This window comes from Mycobacterium sp. NAZ190054, from assembly GCF_001545925.1.
GTDB lineage: Bacteria > Actinomycetota > Actinomycetes > Mycobacteriales > Mycobacteriaceae > Mycobacterium.
Window position 1 is genome coordinate 1 of record NZ_LMVQ01000057.1, and the last position, 23,764, is coordinate 23,764.

Annotated in this window: 21 protein-coding genes and 1 pseudogene; 4 read left to right on the forward strand and 18 right to left on the reverse strand. The window is 68.4% G+C overall.

All coding sequences use genetic code 11. The features are described 5' to 3' along the window. Nucleotides 1-157 precede the first annotated feature (157 nt). The 4 genes and pseudogenes from ttfA to clpB form a co-directional block, all read right to left on the reverse strand. Nucleotides 158-751: pseudogene (gene ttfA / locus ASJ79_RS05585) on the reverse strand (trehalose monomycolate transport factor TtfA); the annotation flags it as partial. Nucleotides 752-826: 75 nt separating this feature from the next. Continuing rightward, on the reverse strand, nt 827-1,150 hold the full coding sequence (locus ASJ79_RS05590) for a hypothetical protein (protein ID WP_231750736.1): 324 nt from the start codon (nt 1,148-1,150) through the stop codon (nt 827-829). Between the two features lie 99 nt (nt 1,151-1,249). Continuing rightward, complete coding sequence (locus ASJ79_RS05595) at nt 1,250-1,849, reverse strand: hypothetical protein (protein WP_067953747.1); 600 nt, start codon at nt 1,847-1,849, stop codon at nt 1,250-1,252. A 78-nt stretch (nt 1,850-1,927) separates the two neighbouring features. Further along, a complete protein-coding gene (gene clpB, locus ASJ79_RS05600) occupies nt 1,928-4,474 on the reverse strand; it encodes an ATP-dependent chaperone ClpB (RefSeq protein ID WP_067953748.1) in 2,547 nt (848 codons plus the stop codon). A 179-nt stretch (nt 4,475-4,653) separates the two neighbouring features. On the opposite strand from clpB, the gene ASJ79_RS05605 reads away from it, so the two are divergent. Continuing rightward, the gene (locus tag ASJ79_RS05605; RefSeq protein WP_067953749.1) at nt 4,654-5,277 is read left to right on the forward strand and encodes a hypothetical protein; all 624 of its coding nucleotides are present in this window, start codon (nt 4,654-4,656) and stop codon (nt 5,275-5,277) included. On the opposite strand, the gene ASJ79_RS05610 is transcribed toward ASJ79_RS05605, so the two are convergent. Together ASJ79_RS05610 and ASJ79_RS05615 are read right to left on the reverse strand one after the other, a co-directional pair. Beyond that, a complete protein-coding gene (locus ASJ79_RS05610) occupies nt 5,259-6,461 on the reverse strand; it encodes an MFS transporter (RefSeq protein WP_197420087.1) in 1,203 nt (400 codons plus the stop codon). The genes ASJ79_RS05605 and ASJ79_RS05610 overlap by 19 nt on opposite strands. Before the next feature lie 7 nt (nt 6,462-6,468). Beyond that, the gene (locus ASJ79_RS05615) at nt 6,469-7,728 is read right to left on the reverse strand and encodes an NADH:flavin oxidoreductase (RefSeq protein WP_197420088.1); all 1,260 of its coding nucleotides are present in this window, start codon (nt 7,726-7,728) and stop codon (nt 6,469-6,471) included. A gap of 251 nt (nt 7,729-7,979) precedes the next feature. Here ASJ79_RS05615 and ASJ79_RS05620 point away from each other — a divergent pair, with 251 nt between their 5' ends. Genes ASJ79_RS05620 through ASJ79_RS05630 form a run of 3 tightly spaced genes read left to right on the forward strand, consistent with a single transcriptional unit; the run spans nt 7,980 to nt 10,998 of the window. After that, on the forward strand, nt 7,980-9,377 hold the full coding sequence (locus ASJ79_RS05620; RefSeq protein ID WP_067953752.1) for a uracil-xanthine permease family protein: 1,398 nt from the start codon (nt 7,980-7,982) through the stop codon (nt 9,375-9,377). Further along, complete coding sequence (locus ASJ79_RS05625) at nt 9,374-10,285, forward strand: carbon-nitrogen hydrolase family protein (protein ID WP_067953753.1); 912 nt, start codon at nt 9,374-9,376, stop codon at nt 10,283-10,285. Before ASJ79_RS05620 ends, ASJ79_RS05625 begins: the two co-directional genes overlap by 4 nt. Before the next feature lie 14 nt (nt 10,286-10,299). Continuing rightward, nucleotides 10,300-10,998 carry a cysteine hydrolase family protein gene (locus tag ASJ79_RS05630; RefSeq protein ID WP_067953754.1) on the forward strand — a complete coding sequence of 233 codons (699 nt, stop codon included), beginning with the start codon at nt 10,300-10,302 and terminating at the stop codon, nt 10,996-10,998. Nucleotides 10,999-11,003: 5 nt separating this feature from the next. Here the strand turns inward: ASJ79_RS05630 and ASJ79_RS05635 are convergent, their stop codons facing one another. From ASJ79_RS05635 to ASJ79_RS05690, 12 genes are all read right to left on the reverse strand, one after another. Continuing rightward, entirely contained in the window at nt 11,004-11,519 is a 516-nt protein-coding gene (locus tag ASJ79_RS05635; protein ID WP_067953755.1) for a nitroreductase family protein, read from the reverse strand. 29 nt (nt 11,520-11,548) lie between these two features. Then, a complete protein-coding gene (locus tag ASJ79_RS05640; RefSeq protein WP_067953756.1) occupies nt 11,549-12,502 on the reverse strand; it encodes a PDR/VanB family oxidoreductase in 954 nt (317 codons plus the stop codon). Then, complete coding sequence (locus ASJ79_RS05645) at nt 12,499-13,065, reverse strand: carboxymuconolactone decarboxylase family protein (protein WP_067953757.1); 567 nt, start codon at nt 13,063-13,065, stop codon at nt 12,499-12,501. Before ASJ79_RS05645 ends, ASJ79_RS05640 begins: the two co-directional genes overlap by 4 nt. After that, a complete protein-coding gene (locus ASJ79_RS05650; RefSeq protein WP_067953758.1) occupies nt 13,062-13,775 on the reverse strand; it encodes an SRPBCC family protein in 714 nt (237 codons plus the stop codon). The genes ASJ79_RS05645 and ASJ79_RS05650 overlap by 4 nt, the downstream gene beginning before the upstream one ends. A 6-nt stretch (nt 13,776-13,781) precedes the next feature. Then, nucleotides 13,782-14,609: a cyclase family protein gene (locus tag ASJ79_RS05655; protein WP_067953759.1), complete on the reverse strand. Its 828-nt coding sequence runs from the start codon at nt 14,607-14,609 to the stop codon at nt 13,782-13,784. A 45-nt stretch (nt 14,610-14,654) separates the two neighbouring features. Further along, nucleotides 14,655-17,018: a xanthine dehydrogenase family protein molybdopterin-binding subunit gene (locus ASJ79_RS05660; RefSeq protein WP_082753685.1), complete on the reverse strand. Its 2,364-nt coding sequence runs from the start codon at nt 17,016-17,018 to the stop codon at nt 14,655-14,657. Further along, a complete protein-coding gene (locus ASJ79_RS05665; protein ID WP_067953760.1) occupies nt 17,015-17,515 on the reverse strand; it encodes a (2Fe-2S)-binding protein in 501 nt (166 codons plus the stop codon). Before ASJ79_RS05665 ends, ASJ79_RS05660 begins: the two co-directional genes overlap by 4 nt. After that, a complete protein-coding gene (locus ASJ79_RS05670) occupies nt 17,512-19,977 on the reverse strand; it encodes a xanthine dehydrogenase family protein molybdopterin-binding subunit (protein ID WP_067953761.1) in 2,466 nt (821 codons plus the stop codon). Before ASJ79_RS05670 ends, ASJ79_RS05665 begins: the two co-directional genes overlap by 4 nt. Then, on the reverse strand, nt 19,977-20,843 hold the full coding sequence (locus tag ASJ79_RS05675) for a xanthine dehydrogenase family protein subunit M (protein ID WP_067953762.1): 867 nt from the start codon (nt 20,841-20,843) through the stop codon (nt 19,977-19,979). The genes ASJ79_RS05670 and ASJ79_RS05675 overlap by 1 nt, the downstream gene beginning before the upstream one ends. Continuing rightward, on the reverse strand, nt 20,840-21,706 hold the full coding sequence (locus tag ASJ79_RS05680; RefSeq protein WP_067953763.1) for a nitrilase-related carbon-nitrogen hydrolase: 867 nt from the start codon (nt 21,704-21,706) through the stop codon (nt 20,840-20,842). The genes ASJ79_RS05675 and ASJ79_RS05680 overlap by 4 nt, the downstream gene beginning before the upstream one ends. A 57-nt stretch (nt 21,707-21,763) precedes the next feature. Then, entirely contained in the window at nt 21,764-22,510 is a 747-nt protein-coding gene (locus ASJ79_RS05685) for a helix-turn-helix domain-containing protein (RefSeq protein WP_067953764.1), read from the reverse strand. 84 nt (nt 22,511-22,594) lie between these two features. Further along, nucleotides 22,595-23,587, reverse strand: a complete 993-nt coding sequence (locus ASJ79_RS05690; RefSeq protein ID WP_067953765.1) for an aromatic ring-hydroxylating dioxygenase subunit alpha — start codon at nt 23,585-23,587, stop codon at nt 22,595-22,597. Nucleotides 23,588-23,764: the final 177 nt, after the last annotated feature.

The following is a 23,764-nucleotide window of genomic DNA, read 5'->3' on the forward strand; positions in this document are numbered from 1 at the left end:
GGCCACCGGCACTCTCGGTCCGGGCGTGTTCAACGTGATCCAGGGCGGGGCAGCCACCGGGGACCTGCTGGTTCGGCATCCGGACATCTGGCGCCTGCACTTCACCGGCAGCGTCGAGACCGGGCTGACCGGTGGCCGCGGACGGCACCGGCGGCAGCACCCGCAGCAGGTCGTTGAACTGCCGCACGGTGCGCAGTCCCTCGTCCCACTGGGCGCGGGTACTGGTCACCGGCATGCTGATCAGCGTCCAGTTCTGCTCGTTCCACATGATCTCGGCGCAGTCCGGCGCGGTGTGGGCGAACGTGACCATGCGGCGGTCGCAGGCGCGGCGGGCCGCGTCGAGGTTGGTGGAGTACACCATGCGCGGGCCGATCGCCCCGAGCAGCCAGATGTCGCTCTCGCGGGGCTCCTTGATGCCTTTGAGCCGCATGTCGACGACGACGTTGGTCCCGACCTTGCGGTGCAGCGCGATCACGGTCGCGACGTCGTCGAGGTCGAAGATGAACACCGCCTCGCCGCGGATCTGGCCGAGGACCACGTTGCGGGCGGTCACGTCGCCGACGGTGGACATCACCCCGCGCTTCCAGCGCTTGAGGATGTCGGTCGATTCGTGCTCGTAGTCGAACCCGTGCGACTTCGCCCACGACTTACGCCGACGTCCGAGCCCACGGCGTCGGTCCTGATCGACGTACAGCAGCACTGCCGCACCCACGAAACAGAGTGCGGACAGCGTGAACCAAAGCGGAACCATTGCGTCAAGAGTATCCGCTCAACGCGGTGCGCTCCGAATCCGAATGGGTCACAGACCGATCACGTCTGCCGGCGCTCACACCGTGAGCAGACGCTCGAAGAAGTCGCGATAGCGCTTGAGCGCGATGCGCAGATCCTCGGTGGACACTTGCTCTCCCCGTGCCCACTGCGCCTCCAGCCGCGATCGCGCCTCGGTGAATCCGGCCGTCAGTTGCTCGACCATGTCGGCGACCAGTCCGTCGGCTTTCTGCACACACTCCCGCGGGTCGTCGACGAACGCGGCCTGGACGTCGTTCCAGCGCGCACGTAGTCCGGTCAGCTCGCTGTCACCGAAGAGGCGCCCCGCCACGTCGTTCCCCGCGCCGTGCTCATGCGCGGCCGTCTCGGGTGCCCCCGTCATGTCCGTGCGGGTTCGAGGATCAGGTCGTCGTGGCCGGGTCCGACCGTCTCCAACGGCACGTTCTCGTCCCGGTCGAGCCGCACGGTGTCGGATCGATGCTCAGGCGTGGTCATGGGTCTGCCTCCTGTCATGGGCCCTGTGGGTGTCGGCGCGGTGGTCGGAATCGGACCCCAGAAGACGGTCGAACAGCGCGCGGTAGTGCACGAACGCCTGTCTCGCCTGCTCTGTGGTGATGTCGCCCTGCTGCTGCGACAGGTAGACGGCGTGCGCGTGGCGGTAGTTCTCCACCACATCGGGATGATCGACCGAGATGTCGGCGGCGCGCTGCTCGAACTCGTCGATCGGGTAACCGCGCTCGCGCATCACCCGGGTCACCAGCCGTTCGGCGCGGCCCACCGCTTCCTGCGGGGAGTCGACGAACTCCGTCTGCACCCTGCGCCAGGTGTCGGCGTGCTCCTGCCGGGCTTCGGCCGTCAGCTCGACGATGTCGAGCTTATTGCGCTTCTCCTCGCGGGCCAGAAGCTCGGCCTCGGCGGCCCGTTGGTCACCCCGTTCGTCGAGCGCCCGGTCGTACTCCGGGCCGAACCGTTGTCGGAGCCGCGCCGATTTGCGCCTGCGGGACAACCACCATCCCACGATGGCCGCGATGCCGAGCACCACAACCAGGACCGCGATGAGAACCACTGTCTGCTGGGACATTCGCCGACCTCCTCGTCAGGCGAGGAGTAGCCGGCTTCGGCCCGACGGAAACGTCAATAAGGGTGGGCAGACGGAAACTCAGCCCAGCACCAGCGAGTCGCCGTCCGGGCTGACGTTGACCGGCACGACGTCGCCGTCGTGCACCTCGCCGGCCAGCAGCAGCCTGGCCAGCTGGTCACCGATGGCCTGCTGCACCAGCCGACGCAGCGGCCGGGCGCCGTAGAGCGGGTCGAAGCCACGGTGGGCCAGCCACTTCTTCGCCGGCAGCGACACCTCCAGATGCAGCCGGCGCTGCTCCAGCCGCTTCTGCAGCTGAGCCAGCTGGATGTCGACGATGGACACCAGCTCCTCGGGGTTGAGCCCGTCGAAGATGATCACGTCGTCGAGGCGGTTGATGAACTCCGGCTTGAACGCCGAGCGCACCGCCGCCATCACCATGTCCTCCGTGCCGCCGGCGCCCAGGTTGGACGTCAGGATCAGGATGGTGTTGCGGAAGTCGACCGTACGGCCCTGCCCGTCGGTCAACCTGCCCTCGTCGAGCACCTGCAGCAGCACGTCGAACACGTCCGGGTGGGCCTTCTCGATCTCGTCGAACAGGATCACCGTGTACGGACGCCGCCGCACCGCCTCGGTCAGCTGACCGCCCTGGTCGTAACCGACGTAGCCGGGAGGCGCACCGACCAGGCGGGCCACCGAGTGCTTCTCGCCGTACTCACTCATGTCGATGCGGACCATCGCCCGCTCGTCGTCGAACAGGAACTCCGCCAGCGCCTTGGCCAGCTCGGTCTTGCCCACACCGGTCGGGCCCAGGAACATGAACGAGCCGGTGGGGCGGTTCGGGTCGGCGACACCGGCCCGGGCCCGGCGCACCGCGTCGGACGCGGCCTGCACGGCCTTCTTCTGCCCGACCACGCGCTTGCCCAGCTCGTCCTCCATGCGCAGCAGCTTGGCGGTCTCCCCTTCGAGCATCCGGCCGGCCGGGATGCCGGTCCACGCCGACACCACGTCGGCGATGTCGTCAGGTCCGACCTCCTCCTTGAGCATCACATCCTCACGAGCCTCGGCCTGCGGTACGGCGGCGTCGAGCTTCTTCTCGACCTCGGGGATGCGGCCGTAGCGCAGCTCGGCGGCCTTGGCCAGATCGCCGTCGCGTTCGGCCCGGTCGGCCGCACCGCGCAGGTCCTCCAGCTGTTCCTTGAGCTCGCGGACCACGTCGATGGCGTTCTTCTCGTTCTGCCAGCGGGTAGTGAGCTCCGCCAGCTTTTCTTTGTGGTCGGCCAGCTCGGAGCGCAGCTTCTCCAGCCGCTCCTTGGACGCGGCGTCCTCCTCCTTCTCCAGCGCCATCTCCTCGATCTCGAGGCGACGGACCAGCCGCTCGACCTCGTCGATCTCGACGGGCCGGGAGTCGATCTCCATGCGCAGCCGGGACGCGGCCTCGTCGACGAGGTCGATGGCCTTGTCCGGCAGGAAGCGGGCGGTGATGTAGCGGTCGCTCAGCGTGGCCGCGGACACCAGCGCCGAGTCGGTGATCCGCACGCCGTGGTGCACCTCGTAGCGTTCCTTGAGACCGCGCAGGATGCCGACGGTGTCCTCGACCGAGGGCTCCCCGACCAGCACCTGCTGGAAGCGGCGTTCCAGCGCCGCGTCCTTCTCGATGTACTTGCGGTACTCGTCGAGGGTGGTCGCGCCGACCAGCCGCAGCTCGCCGCGCGCCAGCATGGGCTTGATCATGTTGCCGGCGTCCATCGCCGATTCACCGGTCGCGCCGGCACCGACGATGGTGTGCAGCTCGTCGATGAACGTGATGATCTGACCGGCCGAGTTCTTGATGTCGTCGAGCACGGCCTTGAGCCGTTCCTCGAACTCTCCGCGGTACTTCGCGCCGGCCACCATCGAGCCCAGGTCCAGGGACACCACGGTCTTGTCGCGCAGGCTCTCCGGCACGTCGCCGGCGACGATGCGCTGGGCCAGGCCCTCCACGATCGCGGTCTTGCCGACGCCGGGCTCACCGATGAGCACCGGGTTGTTCTTGGTGCGGCGGCTCAGCACCTGCACCACGCGCCGGATCTCGGTGTCGCGGCCGATGACCGGGTCCAGCTTGCCCTCCCGCGCACGGGCGGTCAGGTCGGTGGAGTACTTCTCCAGCGCCTGATAGGTGCCCTCGGGATCGGGGCTGGTGACGCGGGCGCTGCCACGGACCTTGACGAACGCCTCCCGCAACGCCTGCGGGGACGCGCCGTGGCCGGTCAGCAGTTTGGCGGTGTCCGTGTCGTTGCTGGCCAGGCCGACGAGCAGGTGCTCGGTGGAGACGTATTCGTCGTCGATCTCGGTGGCCAGGTGGGTGGCCGCGGTGATCGCGGCGATCGACTGCGGGGCCAGCTGGGGCTGCGAGTTCGAGCCGGTGACACTGGGCAGCCGGTCGAGCAGCCGCTGGGTCTCGGCGCGGATGGTCGCGGGTTCGACGCCGACGGCCTCGAGCAGCGGTGCGGCGATGCCGTCGTTCTGGGTCAGCAGCGCCATCAGCAGGTGCGCGGGCATGATCTGCGGGTTGCCCGCGGCGGTGGCCGCCTGCAGCGCCGAAGTCAGGGCCGCCTGGGTCTTGGTCGTCGGATTGAACGAGTCCACGACACCTCCCTTTCACATAGGGGGCCGCACAGGGGGGCCCTTGAAATGTTTGTCGCCTACTCCAACGTCGTCAAGGTTGAGTGTGTTCCGCTCAAGTCTTGTCAGTTTTACCAGATTCTCCGGATCGGACACGAGTGCGATGTCCGCGGTCTGCGGCCCCACCGGGTTAGCGTCGCTCTATGTCCGAGTCCGACTTCGGTGACTTCGAGTTCGAACGGAAGTTCTTCGTCCGCGAGATGCCTGCCGTGGCCGCGTCCGATCCGAGTCCGGCCCTGATCGCGCAGGCGTATGTGTTCGCCGCGGACGGCTACGCGGTCCGGGTGCGCCTGCAGGGGCCTGCGCCGGCCGACCCGGACGGAACCCCCGCCGAACTGGTGACCGCGCTGGGCGGGGACGCGATCGGCACCATGACCGCCAAGGGCCCCGCCGCCGGGGGCACCCGCTACGAGGCCGAGCGCGAGATCGATCCGCTGGTCGCCGGGCAGATCGTGGCGCGCGCCGAGCATGTCGTACTCAAGATCCGGTCGTCGGTCTGGCTCGGCGAGGACGGCTGGGTCATCGACCGGTTCCTGGGCGGCAACGCTCCGCTGATCCTCTCCGAGGTGGAACGGGGCGGCCCCGTGGTGGATCTGCCGATACCTTCGTTCTGCTTCACCGAGGTCTCCGAGGACGACCGGTTCCGCAACGAGCACCTGGCACACCATCCGTTCGGCATGTGGGCCGACGATTACCGACGCGAACTCGACCGGCTGGGGCCGAGGTTCGTCGACAGCCTGGGACAGAATCAGTTCGAGGGCACCTGAGCCGCGACGGCCGCGGTCCGACGGGACGGCCTGGCCGCCAGTGCCGCGACGACGACCTGTACTGCGCTGGCGACGACGAGCAGCACCAGCGCCGAGGTCCACGATCCTGTCCACTCGTGCAGCAGGCCGGCAGTGAACGGCCCGGTGGCCGCCAACAGATACCCGCCGCTGTTGGCCATCGCCGACAACCCGGCCGCCTCCCGCGCGTCGCTCGCGTGATAGGCCATCAGCAACAGCGCGACCGACAGCGCACCCGCGCTTCCCGGGGCGGCGATGGCGAGCCACGGCAGCGCGCTGCCGTCGGTGGCCAGCAGTCCGACCGCGCCGATCAGCACCGGGACGCTGGTCAGCACGGTGATCAGCACGTAGCGGCCGGTGCGCTGCAGAAACCAGCCGTACACCAGTCCGAACGGAGCGCCGAACAGTTGGTAGACCAGCAGGTGGAACGCGGCGTCCTCGGGGCTCACGCCGCGGCTGAGTTCGATGCTGGGCATCCAGGTGATCACCAGATAGAAGGTGAGGGACTGTAGCCCCATGAACCCGGTGACGGCCCAGGCGATCGGCCGCCGCAGCTGACTGGTGCGGGGCGGTTCGGGTCCGATGCCGGCGTCCTGCCGCTCGTCGCGACGCAGGAACCACACCGCCGCCAGCACCGCCGGCGGGATGGCCCACAGCAGCAGGGTGCGGCGCCAGTCCCCGGTCCAGTCGGTGAACATGATCGCCAGCCCGGATCCGAGAGCGGCGAAACCGCTGATCACCACCGCGTTGACCCCGGAAGCGGTCGCAGCGCTTCTCGCATAGTCGCGGCGCACCAGCACGGGAACCAGCACGTTGCCGACGGCGATGGCTCCGGCGAGCAGCACCGTGCCGAGCCACAACCCGGGGATTCCGGCGACCGACCGGACCACGATGCCGAGCACCAGGATCAGCGCCACCCAACGCGCGACCACCGCCGGGCCGCCACGGCGCAGCGCGACCGCGGCGAACGGCGCGATGATCGCGAACAGCAGCAGCGGCAGCGAGCCGAGCATGCCGAGTTCGCCGTAACTGAGGCCGGTCGAGGCGTTGATCTCCGGCACCAGTGGCCCGACGGCCGTGATCGCCGGTCGCAGGCACGCGGCCAGGCCGAAGATCGACACCGCGACGAGTATCGGTGCGCCGAGTGAGCTCCGGCGGCGCGTCACCACGTGCTCAATGCTTCGCGGCCGATGGCTTCCGCCCGGAACCCTTGTGCTTGAACCCACCCGACAATCTGTACCGTGCGTGCTCCCAGAGGTTGGACCGCGGGGTGCGCCAACACTTCAGAGCGTGATGCTCGTCGTGCATCAGGCAGATGTTGCACGAGACGCAGGCCGCACTGACCTGCTCCCGGTTCACCAGCCGCCGGGCGAGATCCGGTTCGCGGATGAACGGTCTTGCCATGGAGATGAAGTCGGCGCGCCCGGAGGCGATGATCTCGTCGATCGTGTGGACCGTGCGTAGACCACCCACGAGGATGATCGTGGTGTCGATGCGGGACCGGACGGCGTCGGCGAACGGCAGGAAGTACCCCTCGGGTTCGGGGCTCTTGTGCAGGCGGTGGAAGAGCAGGTCCTGCGCCGCCCGTTTCGGGGTCACGGCGATGTAGCCGCGGATCGAGGCGGAAACGTAGTCGCTCATCAGGTTTGACGAGACCTCGACACCGTCCAGTCCCGACGCCACGAAGCCGGCGATTCCCGGCAGCGAATTCTCGATGTCGAGGCCCCCGGGATCGTCGACGAGGTCGGCCAGCCCCACCTTCATCGTGAAGCCCCGGTCCGGTGGCACCTGCGCGCGGATGGCGCGGACGACTTCGAGCGGGAACCGCTCACGGCGTTGCTGCGTGCCGCCCCACTCGTCGTCGCGCCGGTTGGTCAGCGGCGACCGGAACTGACTGATCAGATATCCGTTGGCTCCGTGCAGGTGCACGCCGTCGAATCCGGCCTCCATGGCCCGGCGTGCGGCCTGCGCGAACGCGTCGATCGCCTCTTCGATCTCGTCGCCGGTCGCCGCGCGCACCTGGCGACCGGTCATCACGTTGCTCACCTCGGACGGCGCGAGCGCTTCCGTGCCGAGCATCATCGATTGGCTTCCGGCATGGGCGATCTGGGCGAAGATGCGGCCCCCGTGCCGGTGTACGGCGTCGGTGACCTGCCGGAAACGGGGAATCGCGTCGTCTGAATCCAGACCTGCCTGCAGTTCGCCGTAGCGGCCGCGCACGTGGCTGAAGATGTGGCCGGTGAACGACAGGCCCACACCGCCCTCGGCGAGGGCTTCGTGCAGCGCCACGTAGTCGGCCCCGATCCGGCCGGCGGCATCGGCCATCGATTCTCCGGTGCCGGCCCGGATCAGGCGATTCCGCACTTCGACGGGGCCGACGGAAGCCGGGCGGAACGCCGCTCCCGACGCGCGACGCGGGAGTGAGTTCCTCATCGACATACCTCCGGGCAGCCCAAAGTTGTTTGCTTACTGGCGGTTCGAAACCGCGCGGCCGCGCACGATGTCAGGCGCGACCCAGCCGGACCGCCGTCCAGCGACTCCGATTGATTCAACTACATCAAAACATATGCCGGAGGCGGTGGTGGCCGGAATGCCCAAGTGAATATCGGACACCCTGGCACAGCAGCGACACACCGGTCGTGGTTCGACTTGCGGAACCGCGCCGCCGCGGCGACGATTTCCATATGGCTGAAATCAGGCCCGACTCTCGGCCAGTGCTGGACGTCGGCATCCAGGACCGCCTGCCGCTGCCGAAGCTCGGGCTGTTCGGACTGCAGCATCTGCTGGCGTTGACCGGGATCTGGATATTCCCGGTGCTCCTGGGATCGGCGCTGGAGTTGAGCCCGACCGATGTCAGCCACATCGTGCAGGCCTGTTTCCTGCTCACCGGCATCGTGACGATCCTCCAGTCCAGCCGCATCGTGCGGCTGCCGATCGTGCAGGGCCCCACGGCGGCCTTCTTCGCCGCACTGCTCGTCTCGGGAGCCACCTACGGCCTCGGGACCGCTTTCGGCTCGATGCTGGTGGCCGGTGTCATCTTCATGTTCCTGACGATCCCGATCGGAAAGTGGGGATTGTTCGGGCACATCAGGAAGTTCGCCGCCGACCCCCTCGTCTTCGGCACACTGTTCATCATCATCGGCGCTCAGCTGGCGAACATCGGTCTGCCAGGCTGGTTCGGCACCCCCGGGACCGGCTCCTACGGTTGGTCGAGTTTCTGGGTCGGCGCCGCGGTGGTCGTGGTGATCCTGGCCTGCATGATCTTCGGCGGCGACACCCTCGTCAAGCGCGGCGCGATCGTCTGGGGGATCGCCGTCGGATCCGTGCTGGCCCTGGTGGCCGGGCTGTGGTCGCCGCCGGACCTGAGCGAGGCCGCCTTCATCGGCACTCCCACGTTGTTCCCGTTCGGATTCGGGGTGGCCTGGCCGGTCGTCGTGCTGATGCTGCTCGCCTTCCTGCAGGCCGGGGCCGAGGCGATGGGGATGTACACCCTGGTCGCCGGCTGGGGCGGTGAACGGCTGTCGCTGAACCGGATCAACCGCGGATTGTTCACCGAGTTCCTCGGTTCCTCCATCGGCTCGATGTTCGGCGGCATCGGCACCACCTCGTACCCCGAGAACGTCGGGATCATCCGCATCACCCGCATCGGGAGCCGGTTCGTGACGATGGCGGCCGGCCTCTTCGCGTTCGCGCTGGCGTTCCTGCCCCAGCTCAGCCTGTTCATCGCGGGACTGTCGGGCTCCGTGCTGGCCGCGGCCAGCACCGTGTTGTTCGGCATCATCGCTTTCAGCGGTGTCCAGATGCTCAAACAGGTCGAATGGGACGACCTGAACATCGCGGTGGCCGCGACCTCGTTCATCGTCGCGCTGGGCGGACAATGGCTTCCCGACGACATCGTGGAATCCCTTCCGCCACAGATCTCGAGCGTGCTCACCACGCCGATGATGCTGGGCATCCTGATGCTCATCGGCCTGAACATCGTCGTGAACTTCGGGATCCGCCCGTTCCTCGAGCGGCGGCAGGCACTCGGCGCGGGCGGACCGTCGGCGCAGCAGTCCCCGCCCGAACCCGTCGTCCCATGAGGTTGGCCGCGGTTCAGGACGCCCCGGTGTTCCTCGACCGGGACGCCAGCACCGCGAAGGCGGCGGACCTGATCGAACGCGCCGGCCGGGCCGGCGCCGACATCGTCGGATTTCCAGAAGGATTCATTCCCGGCCACCCCGGTTGGGCGGAGCTGCAACCGTTCGACGACCGATTCGTCGCCCTCAACACACGGTTGTTCGCCAACGCCGTGGAAGTCCGGTCCCGGAGCGTGGACGTTCTTCGCGCGGCATGCCGGCAAGCGGGGGTGGCGGCGGTTGTCGGGGTGTGCGAGCGGACTGCGGACACGACAGGCACGCTCTACAACACCCAGCTGTTCATCGACGAGCGCGGCGAACTCCTGGACCGGCACCAGAAGTACGTTCCGACCATCGGGGAACGCCTGGTGCACGGCCCCGGCACCACCGGCAGCACCAACAGCTATCCCGCGCAGGGGATCACCGTCAGCGGGCTGATCTGCGGAGAGAACTCGAACCCTCTCGCCCAGTACGCCGCCGCGGTGGCATACCCCACGGTGCACGTCGCATCGTGGCCTCAGCACTTCAGCCCGGCCCTGGCCATCCGGCCGGTGGTCGAGCTGGTGTCGCGAGGGCTCGCGTACTCGCTGAAGTGCTTCGTGGTCAACGCGGTCGGGACGGTCACACCGGAGATGGTGGACGCCTACGGGTACGGCGGGCACTCCGGCTACCTGGTGTCCGACGACGCCGGAGCACGCGCCTCCATCATCGGGCCGGCGGGCCAGGTGCTCGCCGAAGCGCAGGACGGCACACCGCAGATCGTCTACGCCGACGTCGATCCCACCGACGTCGTCGGAGCCAAATTCGTCCACGACGTGGCCGGTCACTACAACCGGCCCGAACTCTTCACCCATCTGTTCGGCAACCGATGAGACAAGGCGGGAACATGCATCACCACTTCGTCAACGGCGAGCGACGTGAACTCGATCCGCGGGGCCCGTTCGCGGCGTACCTCGACCCCGCCTCCACGGCCGTCGTCTCCATCGACATGCACGCCGGGCACCTGTCCGAGCGACCGGACTGCCCGTGCCCGGCCCCGCGCGGCCGCCAGATCATCGACGGCGTCAACGCGTTTCACGCAGACGCCCGCGCCCACGGCGTGCCCGTCATCCATGTGCGGTCGGAGTTGCGCCCCTCGGGGCGCGACGATGTCCTGGGTACCAGTCCCAGCGCGTGGCGGCTCACGTTCCCGCAGTTCGCCGGGCCCATACCGGGCGCCGACCAGCACGCCCTCACCGGCACGCAGTGGACCGAGTTCGTCACCGAGGTGCTTCCGGGCGACGAGATCGTCAGCGGCAAGAAGCGCCTGTCGGCGTTCTACCCGACTGACCTCGATTTCCTGTTGCGCCAGATGGGAATCCGCACCGTCGTCATCGACGGCATCATGGCGGACTGCTGTGTGCTGAACAGTTCATTCGAGGCGTCGAATCTCGGGTACCGCGTCGTCGTGCCGGCCGATCTGGTGCGCGGCACCAACCAGGAACTCGAACATGCCGCCACCGCGATGATCTCGCTGCACTTCGGGCTGGTCACCGATTCCTCCGTGCTGACCTCCGCGTGGTCGGAGGCATCCGCGCGGGTGTGAGCGGGTCACCAACGACCGCGGTGGACCACCTCGTCGAACGGACGGCGGTCGGGCTTGCGGATCGGCGTCAGCGGCCGGTCGGCCGGATAGCCGAGGCCCAGCAGGTAGGCGACGAAATGGTCGTCGGGGACACCGAGGATCTCCCTGGCCTTCTGCTGGTCGCCCACCGACGAATGCGCCGTTCCCACTCCGAGGCCGGTCGCCGTGATGGCCATCGCCATGGTGGCCTGACCCAGATCGTAGGAATCGACCACCCGGCGTTGCTCGTCGGGCGGTTCGGGCGCGACGAGTGCGATCGCCGCCGGCGCCGACGCGATGTGGCGAGCCCCCTGCCACACGGTGGACAGGTCCTGCAGTTGATCCGCGTCGGTGACGATCACGAAATCCCAGGGTTGCCGGTTCCTGGCCGAGGGTGACCGCCACCCCGCTTCGACGATGCGCAGCAGGTCCGCCTCGGCAACCGGTTCCGGACGGTAGGTCCTGACGTTCCTGCGCGCCCTGACGGCGTCCCAGGTCTCCATATCTGTTCCCTTCGTCGGGTGGTTTGGGCTTACAGGTCCAGAACGAGTCTCGGTGTGCGCGAACGTGAGACGCAGATCATCATGCAGTCGTTCGCCCGCTGCTGTTCGGTGGTGAGCACCGAGTCGCGGTGGTCGGGTTCACCGTCGAGCACAGCGGTCTCACACGACCCGCACGTGCCCTCGGTGCACGAGTACAGCGGGTCCACGCCGGCTTCTTCGACGACGTCCAGGATCGAACGGTCCGAAGGTATCTGCAACGTCAGGCCACTGCCGGCGAGGTAGACCTCGAAGGCCCCGGTTCGTGCCGTTCCGGCGAGCGGCTTGGCGGTGAAGCGCTCGACGTGCAACGAACGCGAAAATCTTGCGTTGCAACGTTTTTCGACCGCGGCGAGCAGTGGCTCGGGGCCGCAGCAGTACACCTCGGCGTCCGGCGGTGACGCGTCCAGGACGGTGTCGAGATCGAGCAGGCCGGTCTCGTCCTGCGGGCGGACCGACACCCGGTCACCGTAACGGGCGAGTTCGTCGAGAAAAGCCATCGACGCGCGCCGGCGCCCGCCGTAGACCAGTTGCCAGTCCGCGCCCGCGGCCTCGGCGGCAGAGATCATCGGCAGAAGCGGGGTGATGCCGATGCCGCCGGCGATGAACAGGTAGTGCGCGGCGTCGACCATCGGAAAGTTGTTGCGCGGACCGCATACACGCACCGCGTCGCCAGGTCGCAGCACATCGTGCACATACACCGATCCGCCGCGGCCGTCGGGGTCCCTGAGGATGCCCAGGCGCCAGGACGACCGGTCGGCCGGGTCGCCGCACAGCGAGTACTGGCGGGTCGGCGCTCCGTCCAGGATCAGGTCGATGTGCGAGCCCGGCGCCCAGCAGGGCAACGGCCGCCCGTCGATCTCCCGCAGCGTCAGCGCGACCACACCCTCGGCGACGGCGGCCTTCTCCTCGACCAGGACGTCGAACCGGAACTCGCCGCCGGTCAATCCGGCAACCCGATGTCGAACACCGCCATCAGCTGCGCCAGCGTGCGGTAGTAGCCCACCAGCGTGGTGAGCTCGACGATCCCTTCCACGCCCAGCACCTCGGCGTACCCGCGGTAGTCCTCGTCGGTGACAGAACCGTTGCCCAGCAGCGTGCTACACAGATCAGCGGCGGCCTGCTCCGTGGCGTCTTCCGCGTCGAACGTCCCGGTGGACAGCTGGCCCAGTTCGTCGTCGGTGAGACCGGCGGCGCGGCCGACGCGTTCGTGTGCCCACCACTCGAACTCCGAATCCGTCGCCGTGGCCACCAGCAGGATCGCGATCTCGCGGATCCTGGCCGACAACCCGGTGCGGTAGCGGATCGCGGCGCCGAGCTGTTGGAGCGCGTCGCCGATTCCCGGGGCGTGCAACATGACCCCGAACGGCCCGGTCAGCGATCCGTCCGGCGCCACCACCGGGAAATGCTGCGTGCCCTTCAGGCGGTCACCGCCGGTGATGCCGTCGTAGACGACGCGTTGCTCGTCGGTCAGATCGGCGGGGGTCAGCGACCTGAGACGCCGGCTCACTGAGGGCCCTGCGGGAAGGGCAGGTAGTGATAGCGGGGTTGGCGGTTGACCCGGCGACCGAACACCGCCCAGCTCAGCAGGAATCCGAGCAGCCCACCGAGCAGGGCCTGCCCGTACCGGTCTTTGATCATCGGGAGCACCAACGCCATCACATCCATGCCGGCGTCGGCGCCGGCCGGCTGGGCGACGGAGGCGGCGGACGTGGCCGTGCCCGTCGCCGGGATCGGCGCCGGGCCACCGCCGGGCGCGGTACCCGCGGGCTGGTCGAGCAGCGCGGAGATGTTCGCGACGAACTGTCCGATCAGCCGGTTACTGACATCGGCGATGGCGCCGCGGCCGAATTGGGCCATCCGGCCGCTGATGTCGAGATCGGTGTCGATCAGCACCCGGGTCCGGGTGTCGGTCACCGGCTCCAGCCAGGCGTGGACCTTGGCGTTGGCCGCCGCCTGACCCTTGGGGTCCTTGCCGGACGCGGCGATGACGGCGCTGTAGGTGGCGTCGTCCTTCTGCGCGAAGCGGGCGGTGCCGCGGAAGTGGGCGCCGATGGGGCCGACCTTGATCTTGACGTTGCCCAGGTAGTTGTCGCCCTCGATCCCGTCCAGGGCGGCTCCCGGCATGCAGGGCATGATCCGTTCCAGATCGGTGAGCAGATTCCACGTCTGCTCCAGACCGGCGTCGATCTCGAACTGGTTCTTCAGCTGCATCGCCATGACCGGTCAGCCCGCGAATCCCTCGATGACCTCGTCGGCTCCGCAGTCGAAGAAGGCCATGATCCGGCACGGGCAGGCTTCGCCGCCCTCGATCTTCCACGGGAACGCGCCGATGATCGCGCGCTGGTTCAGCACGGTTTTCAGGTCGCCGCCGACGTTCTCGGCGTGGATGCAGCCGTCCTGGAACGCCAGGTGGTGCATCGGGAAGATGTCGGATTTGATCTCACGGCCCGAAAGATGGTGGGTGTACTCGTATTCTCCGCCGAAGAACTCGGTGTAGGTCATCCCCACGTGCTCTTCGAACTTCTTCAGCAGATCCGGGCGCATGTTGCGGATCGTGGTGTTCATCGGGTGGTCCCCGGAACCGGCATCGATACCCCACCAACGGATCTCCATCTCCGCCATCCAGCGGGCCAGCCGCACGCTGCCGCCCGGGTGCATCGTGAAGTAGCGCACCAGGTCCTGCTTCGGCATGCCCTGGTAGTAGTCGATGAACCCGGTGTGGATGATCAGGATGTCACCCTCTTTGACCTCCACCTTCGAGGTGATGTGCTCGGGCTCGATGAGCTCCCAGTCGCTGACGGCGTCGGAGACGTCGACGATGGCGCCGGGGTGGATCAGGTAGTCCAGCGGCAGCGACGCCATGTCCAGTCCGCCGTCGGTGCCGTGCATGGGTCCATCCAGGTGGGTGCCGGAGTGCAGCGAGGCTTCGATGCGCTGCGAGACGATCTGGTTCGTCTGCAGGTTCTGGGTGTAGTACATCTTGTTGCCCGGATAACCCACCCAGCCCGGGGTGTGCAGGCCCCAGGGATGGGTCAGATCGACAATGCGCATGTGACTTCTCCGCTCCAAAAACACTCAACAGTATTGAACAGGATTCTATGCTACTGAAATACGTTTGACCAGCCGGCGCACCAGATCCGGCCGGATCGGCACGGACACAATGGAATCCGGGATTCTCAGGGCGTCGTCGACGGCCGAAGCGATGGCTGCCGCGACCGCCGTCGTCCCGCCTTCCCCCGCACCCTTGACGCCGAGTGGGTTGATCGGGCTCGGGGCGTCCTCGGTGACCAGCGTTTCCACGTCCGGCACCTCGAGCAGCGTCGGGATCAGGTAATCCATGAACGTCGTGCACTGCGGCGTGCCGTCCGCGCCGTACAGGAACTCTTCGTAGACCGCGCCGCCGATGCCCTGGGCCACACCGCCGGCGATCTGCCCCTCGACGAGGGTGGGATTCAACGCCCGCCCCACGTCGTAGCCGACGATGAAGCGTTCGATGGTGAGATTCCCCGTGCCCTTGTCGATGGCGACCAGCGCGGCGTGCAGGCCGTAGGGGTAGGTCATGTGATCGGACCGGAACCAGCCGTCGGCGCTCAGACCCGGGTCCTCCTTCATCTCACCGGCGCCGACGGGTTCCAGCAGCCGGGCGATCTCCCCGAGGGTCAGGGTCCGTGACGGGTCCTCGACGACGGCGACCGCGCCGTCCCTGACGTCCACCTCCTCGGTGCTGACCTTGAAGTGATGGGCCGCGACCCGGACGGCCTTCTGCGCCAGGGCGTCCACGGCCAGTTTGGCCGCCGAACCCGCCATCACCGCCAGCCGGGTGGCGAACGCGCCCCGTCCGTATTCGAACTGGTCGGTGCGGCCACGCACCACCCGGATCGAGTCGTGCGGGATCTGCAGGCGGTCCGCAACCACCTGCGCCAGCACGGTGTCCACGCCCTGCCCCACCGACGACGCGCCGCAGGTGATGGTGACCTTCCCGCTGCCGTCGACCGAGACGCGGGCACCCTCGAACGGTCCGATGCCACTCTTCTCGACGAAGAAGCCGAACCCGAATCCGACGATTTCTCCTGCGGCACGGCGTTTCTCGACGTCGGCCCGGATCGCGGGGAAGTTGTACTGTGCGGACACCTTGTCCAGGAGCAGCCGGTAGTCACCGGAGTCGTGCACCATATGGGTGCCCATCGCCTGGATGGGGCGTTCATAGGGCATCTCGGCGACCGGGATGAAGTTGACCCGCCGAAGCTGTGCCGGGTCGAGTCGCAGCTCCCTGGCGATCTTGTCCACCAGCCGTTCGCGCGCGAAAGTCCCCTCGTAGCGGCCCGGGGACCGGTAGGTACCCGCCGGGGTCTTGTTGGTCAGCCGCACGTGCGCCGTGGCCCGGAAGTGCGGGATCACGTACGGCCCGGGCAGCATCGAGGCGGTCAGCGAGGCCACGGTCGCGCCGTGCGTGCGCACATAGGCGCCCTGGTCCAGGATGAAGTCGGCGTCCAGGGCTTCGATCCACCCGTCCGCCACGCGTACGAGCGCCCGCAACCGATGGTGCTGGCCCCGAGAGTGATTGGTGGCGACGAGGTGTTCCTGCCGATCCTCGATCCACTTGACCGGGCGGCGCAGCCGCATCGCCGCGACCGTCACCAGCACATCCTCGGGATAGAGCTCACCGCGCGGCCCGAACCCGCCACCGACATGGGTCTCGCGCACCAGCACCTGGTGCGGCGGAAGTCCGGCGATCGCCGCGATGGCCTCGCGGTTCCAGAACGGCACCTTGGCCGCGCCGTCGACCACCAGCAGTTGCTCCGCCTCGTCGAACCTCGCCACCAGACCGCGGCACTCCATCGGCACCCCGGTGTGGCGTCCGATGCGGGCGTCCATCTCGAAGATCCGGTGGGTGCCGGCGGCTACCAGGTCCCCGGCACGGGCGAAGGCGCCGTCGACGTCGCCGTACTCCTCCACGAAACACGTGGCCTCGGAATGTTGTTCGGGAAGCTCGGCACCGGTGCCGGCCGCCCAGCTCGCCTGCTCGCCGTCGATCCAGGTGACCGGGTCGAGATCGGCGTCGATGCGGGCCTCGAGTGGTTCGATGTCGACGTCGACGAGCTCGGCGGCATCCTCGGCGAGATACGGTGAGGTGGCGAAGACGACCGCGACGGGTTCGCCGACGTAGCGCACGAACCGCCGGGCGAGGACGGGTTGCCGGTAGGGCAGCAACTCGGGGCGCGGCGTGAGCCGGAAGCCGATGGCCGGCAGTGCGGCGATGTCGTCATAGGACCACGCGGCCACCACGCCGTCGAGCAGCAGGGCTGCGGACACGTCGACGGACACCAACCGCCCGTAGGCGACCGGGGAGCGCACCACGCGCATGTGCAGTTCGCCCGCGTGGACCGTGTCCGCGGCGAACCGTCCGGCTCCCCGAAGCAGCACCGGGTCTTCGATGCGCTTGGCGCGGGCGCCGATCATGCGGTGGTCTCGTCGTCGGCGGGTTCGTCACCGCGCATCATCTTCTGGGCACAGAGTGTGGCCTTGAGGATGTTCTGGTAGCCGGTACAGCGGCAGAGGTTCGCCGAGAGCATGTCTCGCAGCTCGTCCTCGCCGGCGTCCGGCCGCTCCTCCAGGTACCCGGCGATCAGTGTCAGGAAGCCGGGTGTGCAGAAGCCGCACTGCAACCCGTGGTTGTCCCAGAACGCCTGCTGCACCGGGTGCAGGGTCGCGTCGTCGGGAGCCAGCCCCTCGACCGTACGGATGGACGCGCCTTCGGCCTGGACCGCGAACATCAGGCACGCGCGGATCGGTTGGCCGTCGAGCAGTACCGTGCACGCGCCGCACACACCGTGCTCACAGCCCAGATGGGTGCCGGTCAACCCGCAGTCGTCGCGCAGCGCATCGGCGAGCGTGCGGCGCGGCTCGACGTCCAGGTCGTAGCGATCCCCGTTGACGTACAGGCGAAGTGAACTCATGATGTGCTCTCCTGCTGATGCGATACCGGTGTCCGGGCCGGCACGGAGTCGGCCGGGTGTGGGGCCGACCCGATGTCGCACCCCGTGCGAATCGCCGAACGGACCCGATGTGGTGTGGCCGGCAGATGGAACACCCCGACCCCGAGGGGGCCCAGCGCGTCGCTGATCGCATTCGCGATGGCGGCCGGGGCACCGATGGTGCCGCCTTCGCCGACGCCCTTGGCTCCGGTCAGCGACGCCGGCGACATCGTGTAGATGTGCGCGATCTCGATGTCGGGAACCTCGGCGGCGGTCGGCGGGAGGAAGTCCATCAGCGACGTCGTCACCAGCACGCCGCGGTCGTCGTAGACGAGCTCTTCGAACAGCGCGTTGGCGATTCCCTGCACGATGCCGCCGTGGATCTGGCCGTCGACGATGGCCGGGTTGATCAACTTGCCGGCATCCTCGGCGACGAGGAAGCGCGTGATCTTCACCTGGCCGGTCAGTGGGTCGACCTCCACCTCGGCGACGTGGCACGCGTTGGCGAACGTCCCGGACGGGTCGTAGGTGCCGACGCTCTCCAGCGCGGGCTCGCCCTTGTCGGGGACGAGGTGGCTGGAATGGTAGGTGTCCCGCGCGATCACCGCCAGGTCGACCGCGTCTTCGCTGCCGGTGCGCCTGGCCTTGCCGCCTTCCAGGACGATGTCGTCGGGCAGGGCGCCGAGCCGGTCGGCCGCCAGCGTACGCAGCCGTTCCGCCAGGTCTCTGGCCGCGATCAGCGAGGCGCCGCCTGCGATCACCATCGCCCGGCTCGCGAAGCTGCCCCACCCGTAGGGTGTGGCGTCGGTGTCACTGGCGATCACCCGAACCTGGTCCGGACGCATGCCGAGCTCGTCGCAGACCACCTGGGCCAGTGTGGTTTTCAGCCCCTGCCCGTGCGGCGACGCACCGATCCGCAGCGTCAGGCCACCCGACGGGTCCATCGACAGGATCACGCGCTCGAACCCCGGCGTGATCACCGGGGCCGGCTTCGTCGGATCCAGCGGGTAGGGACGGGACCGTGCGGCGAAAGCCGGCGTGCCGTAACCGGTGCGCTCGGCGAAGCAGGCGAATCCGATGCCGAGGTATCGACCCTCTTCGCGCGCCTTGGCCTGACGGGCCGCGAAATCGTCCAGGTCGGCCAATTTCACTGCCGCCGCCAGTGTTTCGCGGTGAGACGCCAGGTCCAGGACCAAGCCGGTGGGGGCGCGGTGCGGGAACTCCGAGATCAGGTTCCGGTCGCGGATCGCCACCTTGTCCATCCCGAGCCGGGCGGCGGCGCGGTCCATCAGCCGCTCCATCGCGAGCACCTGCATGGGCCGGGACACCCCGCGGTACGGGGCGATCGGACACTTGTTGGTGGCGACCGCGCGGGAGCGCACGTCATACTCGCCCACCTTGTACGGGCCGGGCAGCTCGGCCAGGGCCATCAGCGGTTCCACCGCCCAGGTCACCGGATAGCAGCAGTATGCGCCGACATCACAGATCAGATCGCCACGGAGCGCGAGCAATTCGCCGTCTGCGCTGAATGCTCCCTCGATGTCGTATACCTGCTCCCGGCTGTGCCACGCCGCGAGAAAGTTCTCCTCCCTGGTCTCGATCCAGGCGAGGTCGCGCCGCAGATGCCGCGACGCCCACACCAGCGCGACGTCCTCGCGCGCGAGTGTCATCTTGGCGCCGAATCCGCCGCCGACATCCGGGGCGATCACCCGCAGGTCGTCCTCGGCGATGCCGATGCAGTCGGCGATGCCCGTCCGGGTGATGTGTGGCATCTGCAGGGTGGCGTGCAGCGTGGTGCGTGCGCTCGCGCGGTCGTACGCGGCGTGCGCGGCCCTGGCCTCCAGCGGCATCGCGCTCTGCCGTCCCGAGCTGACCCGGACCGAGACGACCGCATCCGCCGACGAGAAGGCCGCGTCGGCTCCCGGCGTCGTGATCCGTCCGTCGACCATGGTGTTGGGCGCGTTCTGGTGGTCGGCCGGGACGGAGTCGTGCACCAGTGGGGCACCGTCGGCCAGCGCCGCCACCGCCGAGAGCACGGCGGGCAGCGGTTCGATGTCGACGTCGACCAGTTCCGCGGCGTCTTCGGCCGCGGCCTCCGATTCGGCGACCACGAATGCGATCGGCTCGCCGACGAAGCGCACCACGTCGGTGGCCAAGATGGGCGTACCGACCTCGACGAAGTCCGGGCGGTGCAGGACCGCCCGGATCGGTTGCACACCGGCGAGGTCGCGCGCGGTGAACATCGTGACGCCGGGAGGGGCGCTGACGGAGACGATCCGCCCCGATGCCACCGTGCTGCGGACGAAACGCACATGCCCGCAACCACTGTTGCGCGACGCGATGTCCGCGACGTAGTTGCCCCAGCCACGCACGATGGCCGGATCTTCGAGGCGCGGCAGCGCGCGCCCGGTCCAGGTCGTCGGTTCGGTCGGTGCGGACGACATCATGCCTCGGCCGTCGTCGCCCTGCCCAGTGCACGCGGAAGCAATGCACGCACCAGGTCACGGCGGTACTCCGAGTCGCCGTGGGTGTCACTCGGCGGGTCGACTTCCTCCGCGGCGGCATCGGCGGCCGCCGTCAGCAGTTCCTCGCTCAGCGGTTGCCCAAGCAGGGTCTGCTCGGCCGCGGCGCTCCGGAACGGCACCTCGCTGACACCGCCGAGGCTGACCCGCGCCCCACGCACCTCGTCGCCGACCACGCTGATCGCCGCGGAGGCTGTGACGATCCCGAAATCACCTGCGCGTCTGGAGAACTCCGATATCCCAGCCCGCCATGTGTGGTCCAGCTGGGGCAGCGACACGTTCAACAGGATCTCGTCGGGTTCCAGCGCGGTGGTGAAGATCGACCGGAAGAAGTCGGCTGCCGGTATGGTCCGCCGGCCGCGGGCCAGGCTGACCGCCGTCATCTCGGCGTCGAGCAGCGACGCCACGACGCACCATTCGGAGGCCGCGTCGCAGTGGGCGATGGAGCCACCGAACGTGCCGCGGGTGCGGATGGGCAGGTGACCGACATAAGCGGCCGCCTTCCGCAGCAGGGAACCGAGAGGTCCGGTCAACTGGTTGTGCTGGACCTCGATGTGCCGCGTCCTGGTGGCGATCGTGACGCGGTCCCCGGCGGACTCGATGCCGCTCAGCCCGGGGATCCGGTTGATGTCCACCAGCTGGGCGGGGCTGGCGAGCCGGAAGTTCATCATCGGCACCAGGCTCTGACCGCCGGCCAGGACCTTGCTGTCGTCGGGGTCGGCGGCCAGAAGCCCCAGCGCCTCTTCGAGGCTCGCCGGCGCGTGGTACACGAAGGACCGCGGCTTCACCAGACATCGCCTCCATAGGTCAGGGCGTACACATCGGTACGTCGGTCCTCACGCGGTCTGATCCGCTCCGCGCGGACACGCGCCGCCCGGATCGCGTCCAGGTCCATGTCGACCAGCGCGGAATCGGCCGCGGTGCGCGACAGCGGTCCGGCCAGCAGCTCGCCGTACGCGTCGCAGGCGACCGACCCACCGAGGGTGGCCGGTCCGCCGCGTGCCGCACCGGCCACCTGGGAGACCGCGACGACGGCGACCTGATCGAGATTGGCTTGTGCCAGAACCGAATCCACGTGCCTGGTGCCTCCCGCGACGGGCACGGTCCGGTCGAATCCCCCGACCCACGCCGCCGGTGCGAGCACCACGTCGGCGCCGCGCAACGACAGTGCGCGCAGCACCTCGACGAACCGCAGGTCGTAACAGATGCAGACGCCGATGCGGCCGAAGGGCGTATCGGCCACCGGCAGACCGAGATCGCCGGGGGTGAACACCGCCTTCTCGAGATCGAACAGGTGCAGCTTGCGATAGTGCAGAACAGGACCCGAGCCGTCAACGACTACAACCGAGTTGAACAGATCGTCGCCGACCCGTTCGCAGAAGCCGTAGGCCACCAGCGCGTCGAATTCACGCGCCAGCGCGGTGAACGCCGCCGAGGACGGACCGTCGAGCGGCTCGGCGACCGCTCCGGCGAGTTCGCGGTCGACGACGTAGCCGCTGATCGCCAGTTCGGGCAACACGACCAGGTTCGCCCCGGCGACGCATGCCGCGCGTGTCCTGGTCAACGCGGTGCCGAGGTTGTCGCCGACGGAACCGACCGCCACGTCGATCTGCTCGAGGGCGACGGTGAAGGTGTTCCGTTCGTCCGTCACACGGCGAGCGTAACATTCAATGGCATCGAAGTCATTAAGTGAGATTGAAGGACCGGTTCAGCTCTCGTCCAGGTTCACCCAGACCGCGACCGCGCGTTCGTCCCCGGTGTTGGCGATGCGGTGCGGCCGGTCGGACGAGTACGCGATGACGTCACCGGGTTCGAGCACGTGGCTCTGGCCGTCCAGCTCGATCGTCAGTTGCCCCGAGATCAGGACGCCGAACTCCCGGCCTTCGTGGTGGGTGGGCGAGGGCCCGCTCGCGCCGCCGACGTCGTACTCGTTGACCGCGAGCTCGAGTCCTGCCGAGGCGTCGTTGTGGGCGACGCGGCGGGTCGTTCCCTCCCCGAGCCGGACGACGGTCTGCTCGGACAGCTTGGTCACGGGCGACCCGTCGGCGCCGTCCTTGTGCGCGAACAGGTCGTACATGTGCACGCCGAGCGCCGACGCGACGGCCACCAGGGTCCCCACCGACGCGGTGGACACGCCGCGTTCCAGCATGCTGAGCATCGAGACACTGACCCCGGTCCGGTCCGCGACGTCACGCAGGGTCAACTGCTGACGCAGGCGCATCGCGCGGATCCGGGCGCCCACGAGCAGCATTGTCTGTTCGGCGGTGTCGGAGTCGCGTGCGGGGACGAACGGATCCGCGGCGGCCAGGCCGCCGTTGCGCTCGGCGGCCCTGGTGACCGGCTTGCCTCCCTTGCCCGCGCTACGGGGCTTGTTGGGTTTGGCGGTCTTCTTCGCGCCCGAGGTGGCCGTGGCGCTCCGCCGACCGGTCGGTGCAGCGGATCGAGATGGCGTCATGGGTGGCTCCGATGCGGCTCGTCGACTGGAAAAGCGTGTTTCAGCCTACGTGAACGGGCCCGGTCCCGGTCGCCAATGCCCCGCTTACGCGCCGTACGGCCCGAACGCCTCGACCTTGGCCAGTGACGACAAGCGCTGCCGGTAAAGCAGACTCGCCGCGTCGGGGACCTTGATGTGCAGCTCCTCGCGCAGCGAGTCCGGAAGCTTCTCCGGTCGTTGGCTCTCCACGATTCTGCGGTCCTGCTCCATGATCGTGTTCGTGAAGTCGCCGAACTTGCCGTCCGGTTCGTCCTGCGAGTGATTGCGCAGGATGAACACGAAGAGCTCGGTCGTCGTCTCCGTCCGCGGCAGCGTGAACTGCGAGATGATCGTCTCGCGGCCGGTGCCGATCTCGATCTTCTTCAGATGGATCGTGAACGGGACGACCAGCGTGTACTCATAGCGGACCTTCTGGCTGCCGCCGGCGCCGTAGAGATCGCTCGGCTCCTCCTGCTCGAGCCAGTAGTGCAGCCCGTTGTCCAGCTTCTCGACGGTGTACGGCGCGATCTCAGCGGTGTCCTCGGTCCCGAGCAGACCCTCGTGCACGTAGGGGAAGTGCGAGAAGTCCATGAAGTTCTCCACCGCGCGTGCCGCCGAGGTGTTCCACACCGCGCGGTAGGAGATGAACGCCTTCCACCCCGGCAGGTCATATACATCGCCGGGGAACAAAGGGATTTCGTCGCGGGGCTGCTCCATCGCCACCCAGACCAGGCCGTACTTCTCGCGCACGTGGTAGGCGGCGGCGCGGGCGCTCGACGGGATCGATGCACCCACCGGGCGCGACGGTATGCGCACACACGTGCCGGTGCGGTCGTACTGCCACCCGTGATACGGGCAGACGAGGTTGCCGTCGCGTACCCAGCCGAGCGACAGGGCCGCCCCCCGGTGGATGCAGAGGTCGCGGAAGGCGGCGACGCCGTTCTCGTCGCGGAAGGCGACGACATGGTCGTCGAGCAGGGTGAACCGCTTGGGTTGTTCGGTGACGTCTTCGACGGCGGCGATGGGGTGCCAGAAGGCGGCGAGTGCCGGCTGGGACATGGGGTCGTTACTCCGTTCGGGTGGGTGGACTGTGACGGGCTGCGGCGTGAGATGCCGGGTTCACCCGGGTATCAGTCGCCAGTCCCCGCCGTCCACCAACCCGCGGCGGAACAACGCGAACCGGGGAACCATCCGCATCGTGCTCACCTCCGGGCACCAACTTTCAATAGGCTTGAA

Coding starts and splice junctions, on each gene's coding strand:
- ASJ79_RS05630 (WP_067953754.1), top strand. CDS start 10,300: ATGCATCACCACTTCGTCAACGGCGAGCGACGTGAACTCGATCCGCGG.
- ASJ79_RS05595 (WP_067953747.1), bottom strand. CDS start 1,849: ATGTCCCAGCAGACAGTGGTTCTCATCGCGGTCCTGGTTGTGGTGCTC.
- ASJ79_RS05690 (WP_067953765.1), bottom strand. CDS start 23,587: ATGTCCCAGCCGGCACTCGCCGCCTTCTGGCACCCCATCGCCGCCGTC.
- ASJ79_RS05615 (WP_197420088.1), bottom strand. CDS start 7,728: ATGAGGAACTCACTCCCGCGTCGCGCGTCGGGAGCGGCGTTCCGCCCG.
- ASJ79_RS05625 (WP_067953753.1), top strand. CDS start 9,374: ATGAGGTTGGCCGCGGTTCAGGACGCCCCGGTGTTCCTCGACCGGGAC.
- ASJ79_RS05665 (WP_067953760.1), bottom strand. CDS start 17,515: ATGAGTTCACTTCGCCTGTACGTCAACGGGGATCGCTACGACCTGGAC.
- ASJ79_RS05590 (WP_231750736.1), bottom strand. CDS start 1,150: ATGACGGGGGCACCCGAGACGGCCGCGCATGAGCACGGCGCGGGGAAC.
- ASJ79_RS05685 (WP_067953764.1), bottom strand. CDS start 22,510: ATGACGCCATCTCGATCCGCTGCACCGACCGGTCGGCGGAGCGCCACG.
- ASJ79_RS05660 (WP_082753685.1), bottom strand. CDS start 17,018: ATGATCGGCGCCCGCGCCAAGCGCATCGAAGACCCGGTGCTGCTTCGG.
- ASJ79_RS05635 (WP_067953755.1), bottom strand. CDS start 11,519: ATGGAGACCTGGGACGCCGTCAGGGCGCGCAGGAACGTCAGGACCTAC.
- ASJ79_RS05605 (WP_067953749.1), top strand. CDS start 4,654: ATGTCCGAGTCCGACTTCGGTGACTTCGAGTTCGAACGGAAGTTCTTC.
- ASJ79_RS05655 (WP_067953759.1), bottom strand. CDS start 14,609: ATGCGCATTGTCGATCTGACCCATCCCTGGGGCCTGCACACCCCGGGC.
- ASJ79_RS05670 (WP_067953761.1), bottom strand. CDS start 19,977: ATGTCGTCCGCACCGACCGAACCGACGACCTGGACCGGGCGCGCGCTG.
- ASJ79_RS05620 (WP_067953752.1), top strand. CDS start 7,980: ATGGCTGAAATCAGGCCCGACTCTCGGCCAGTGCTGGACGTCGGCATC.
- ASJ79_RS05650 (WP_067953758.1), bottom strand. CDS start 13,775: ATGGCGATGCAGCTGAAGAACCAGTTCGAGATCGACGCCGGTCTGGAG.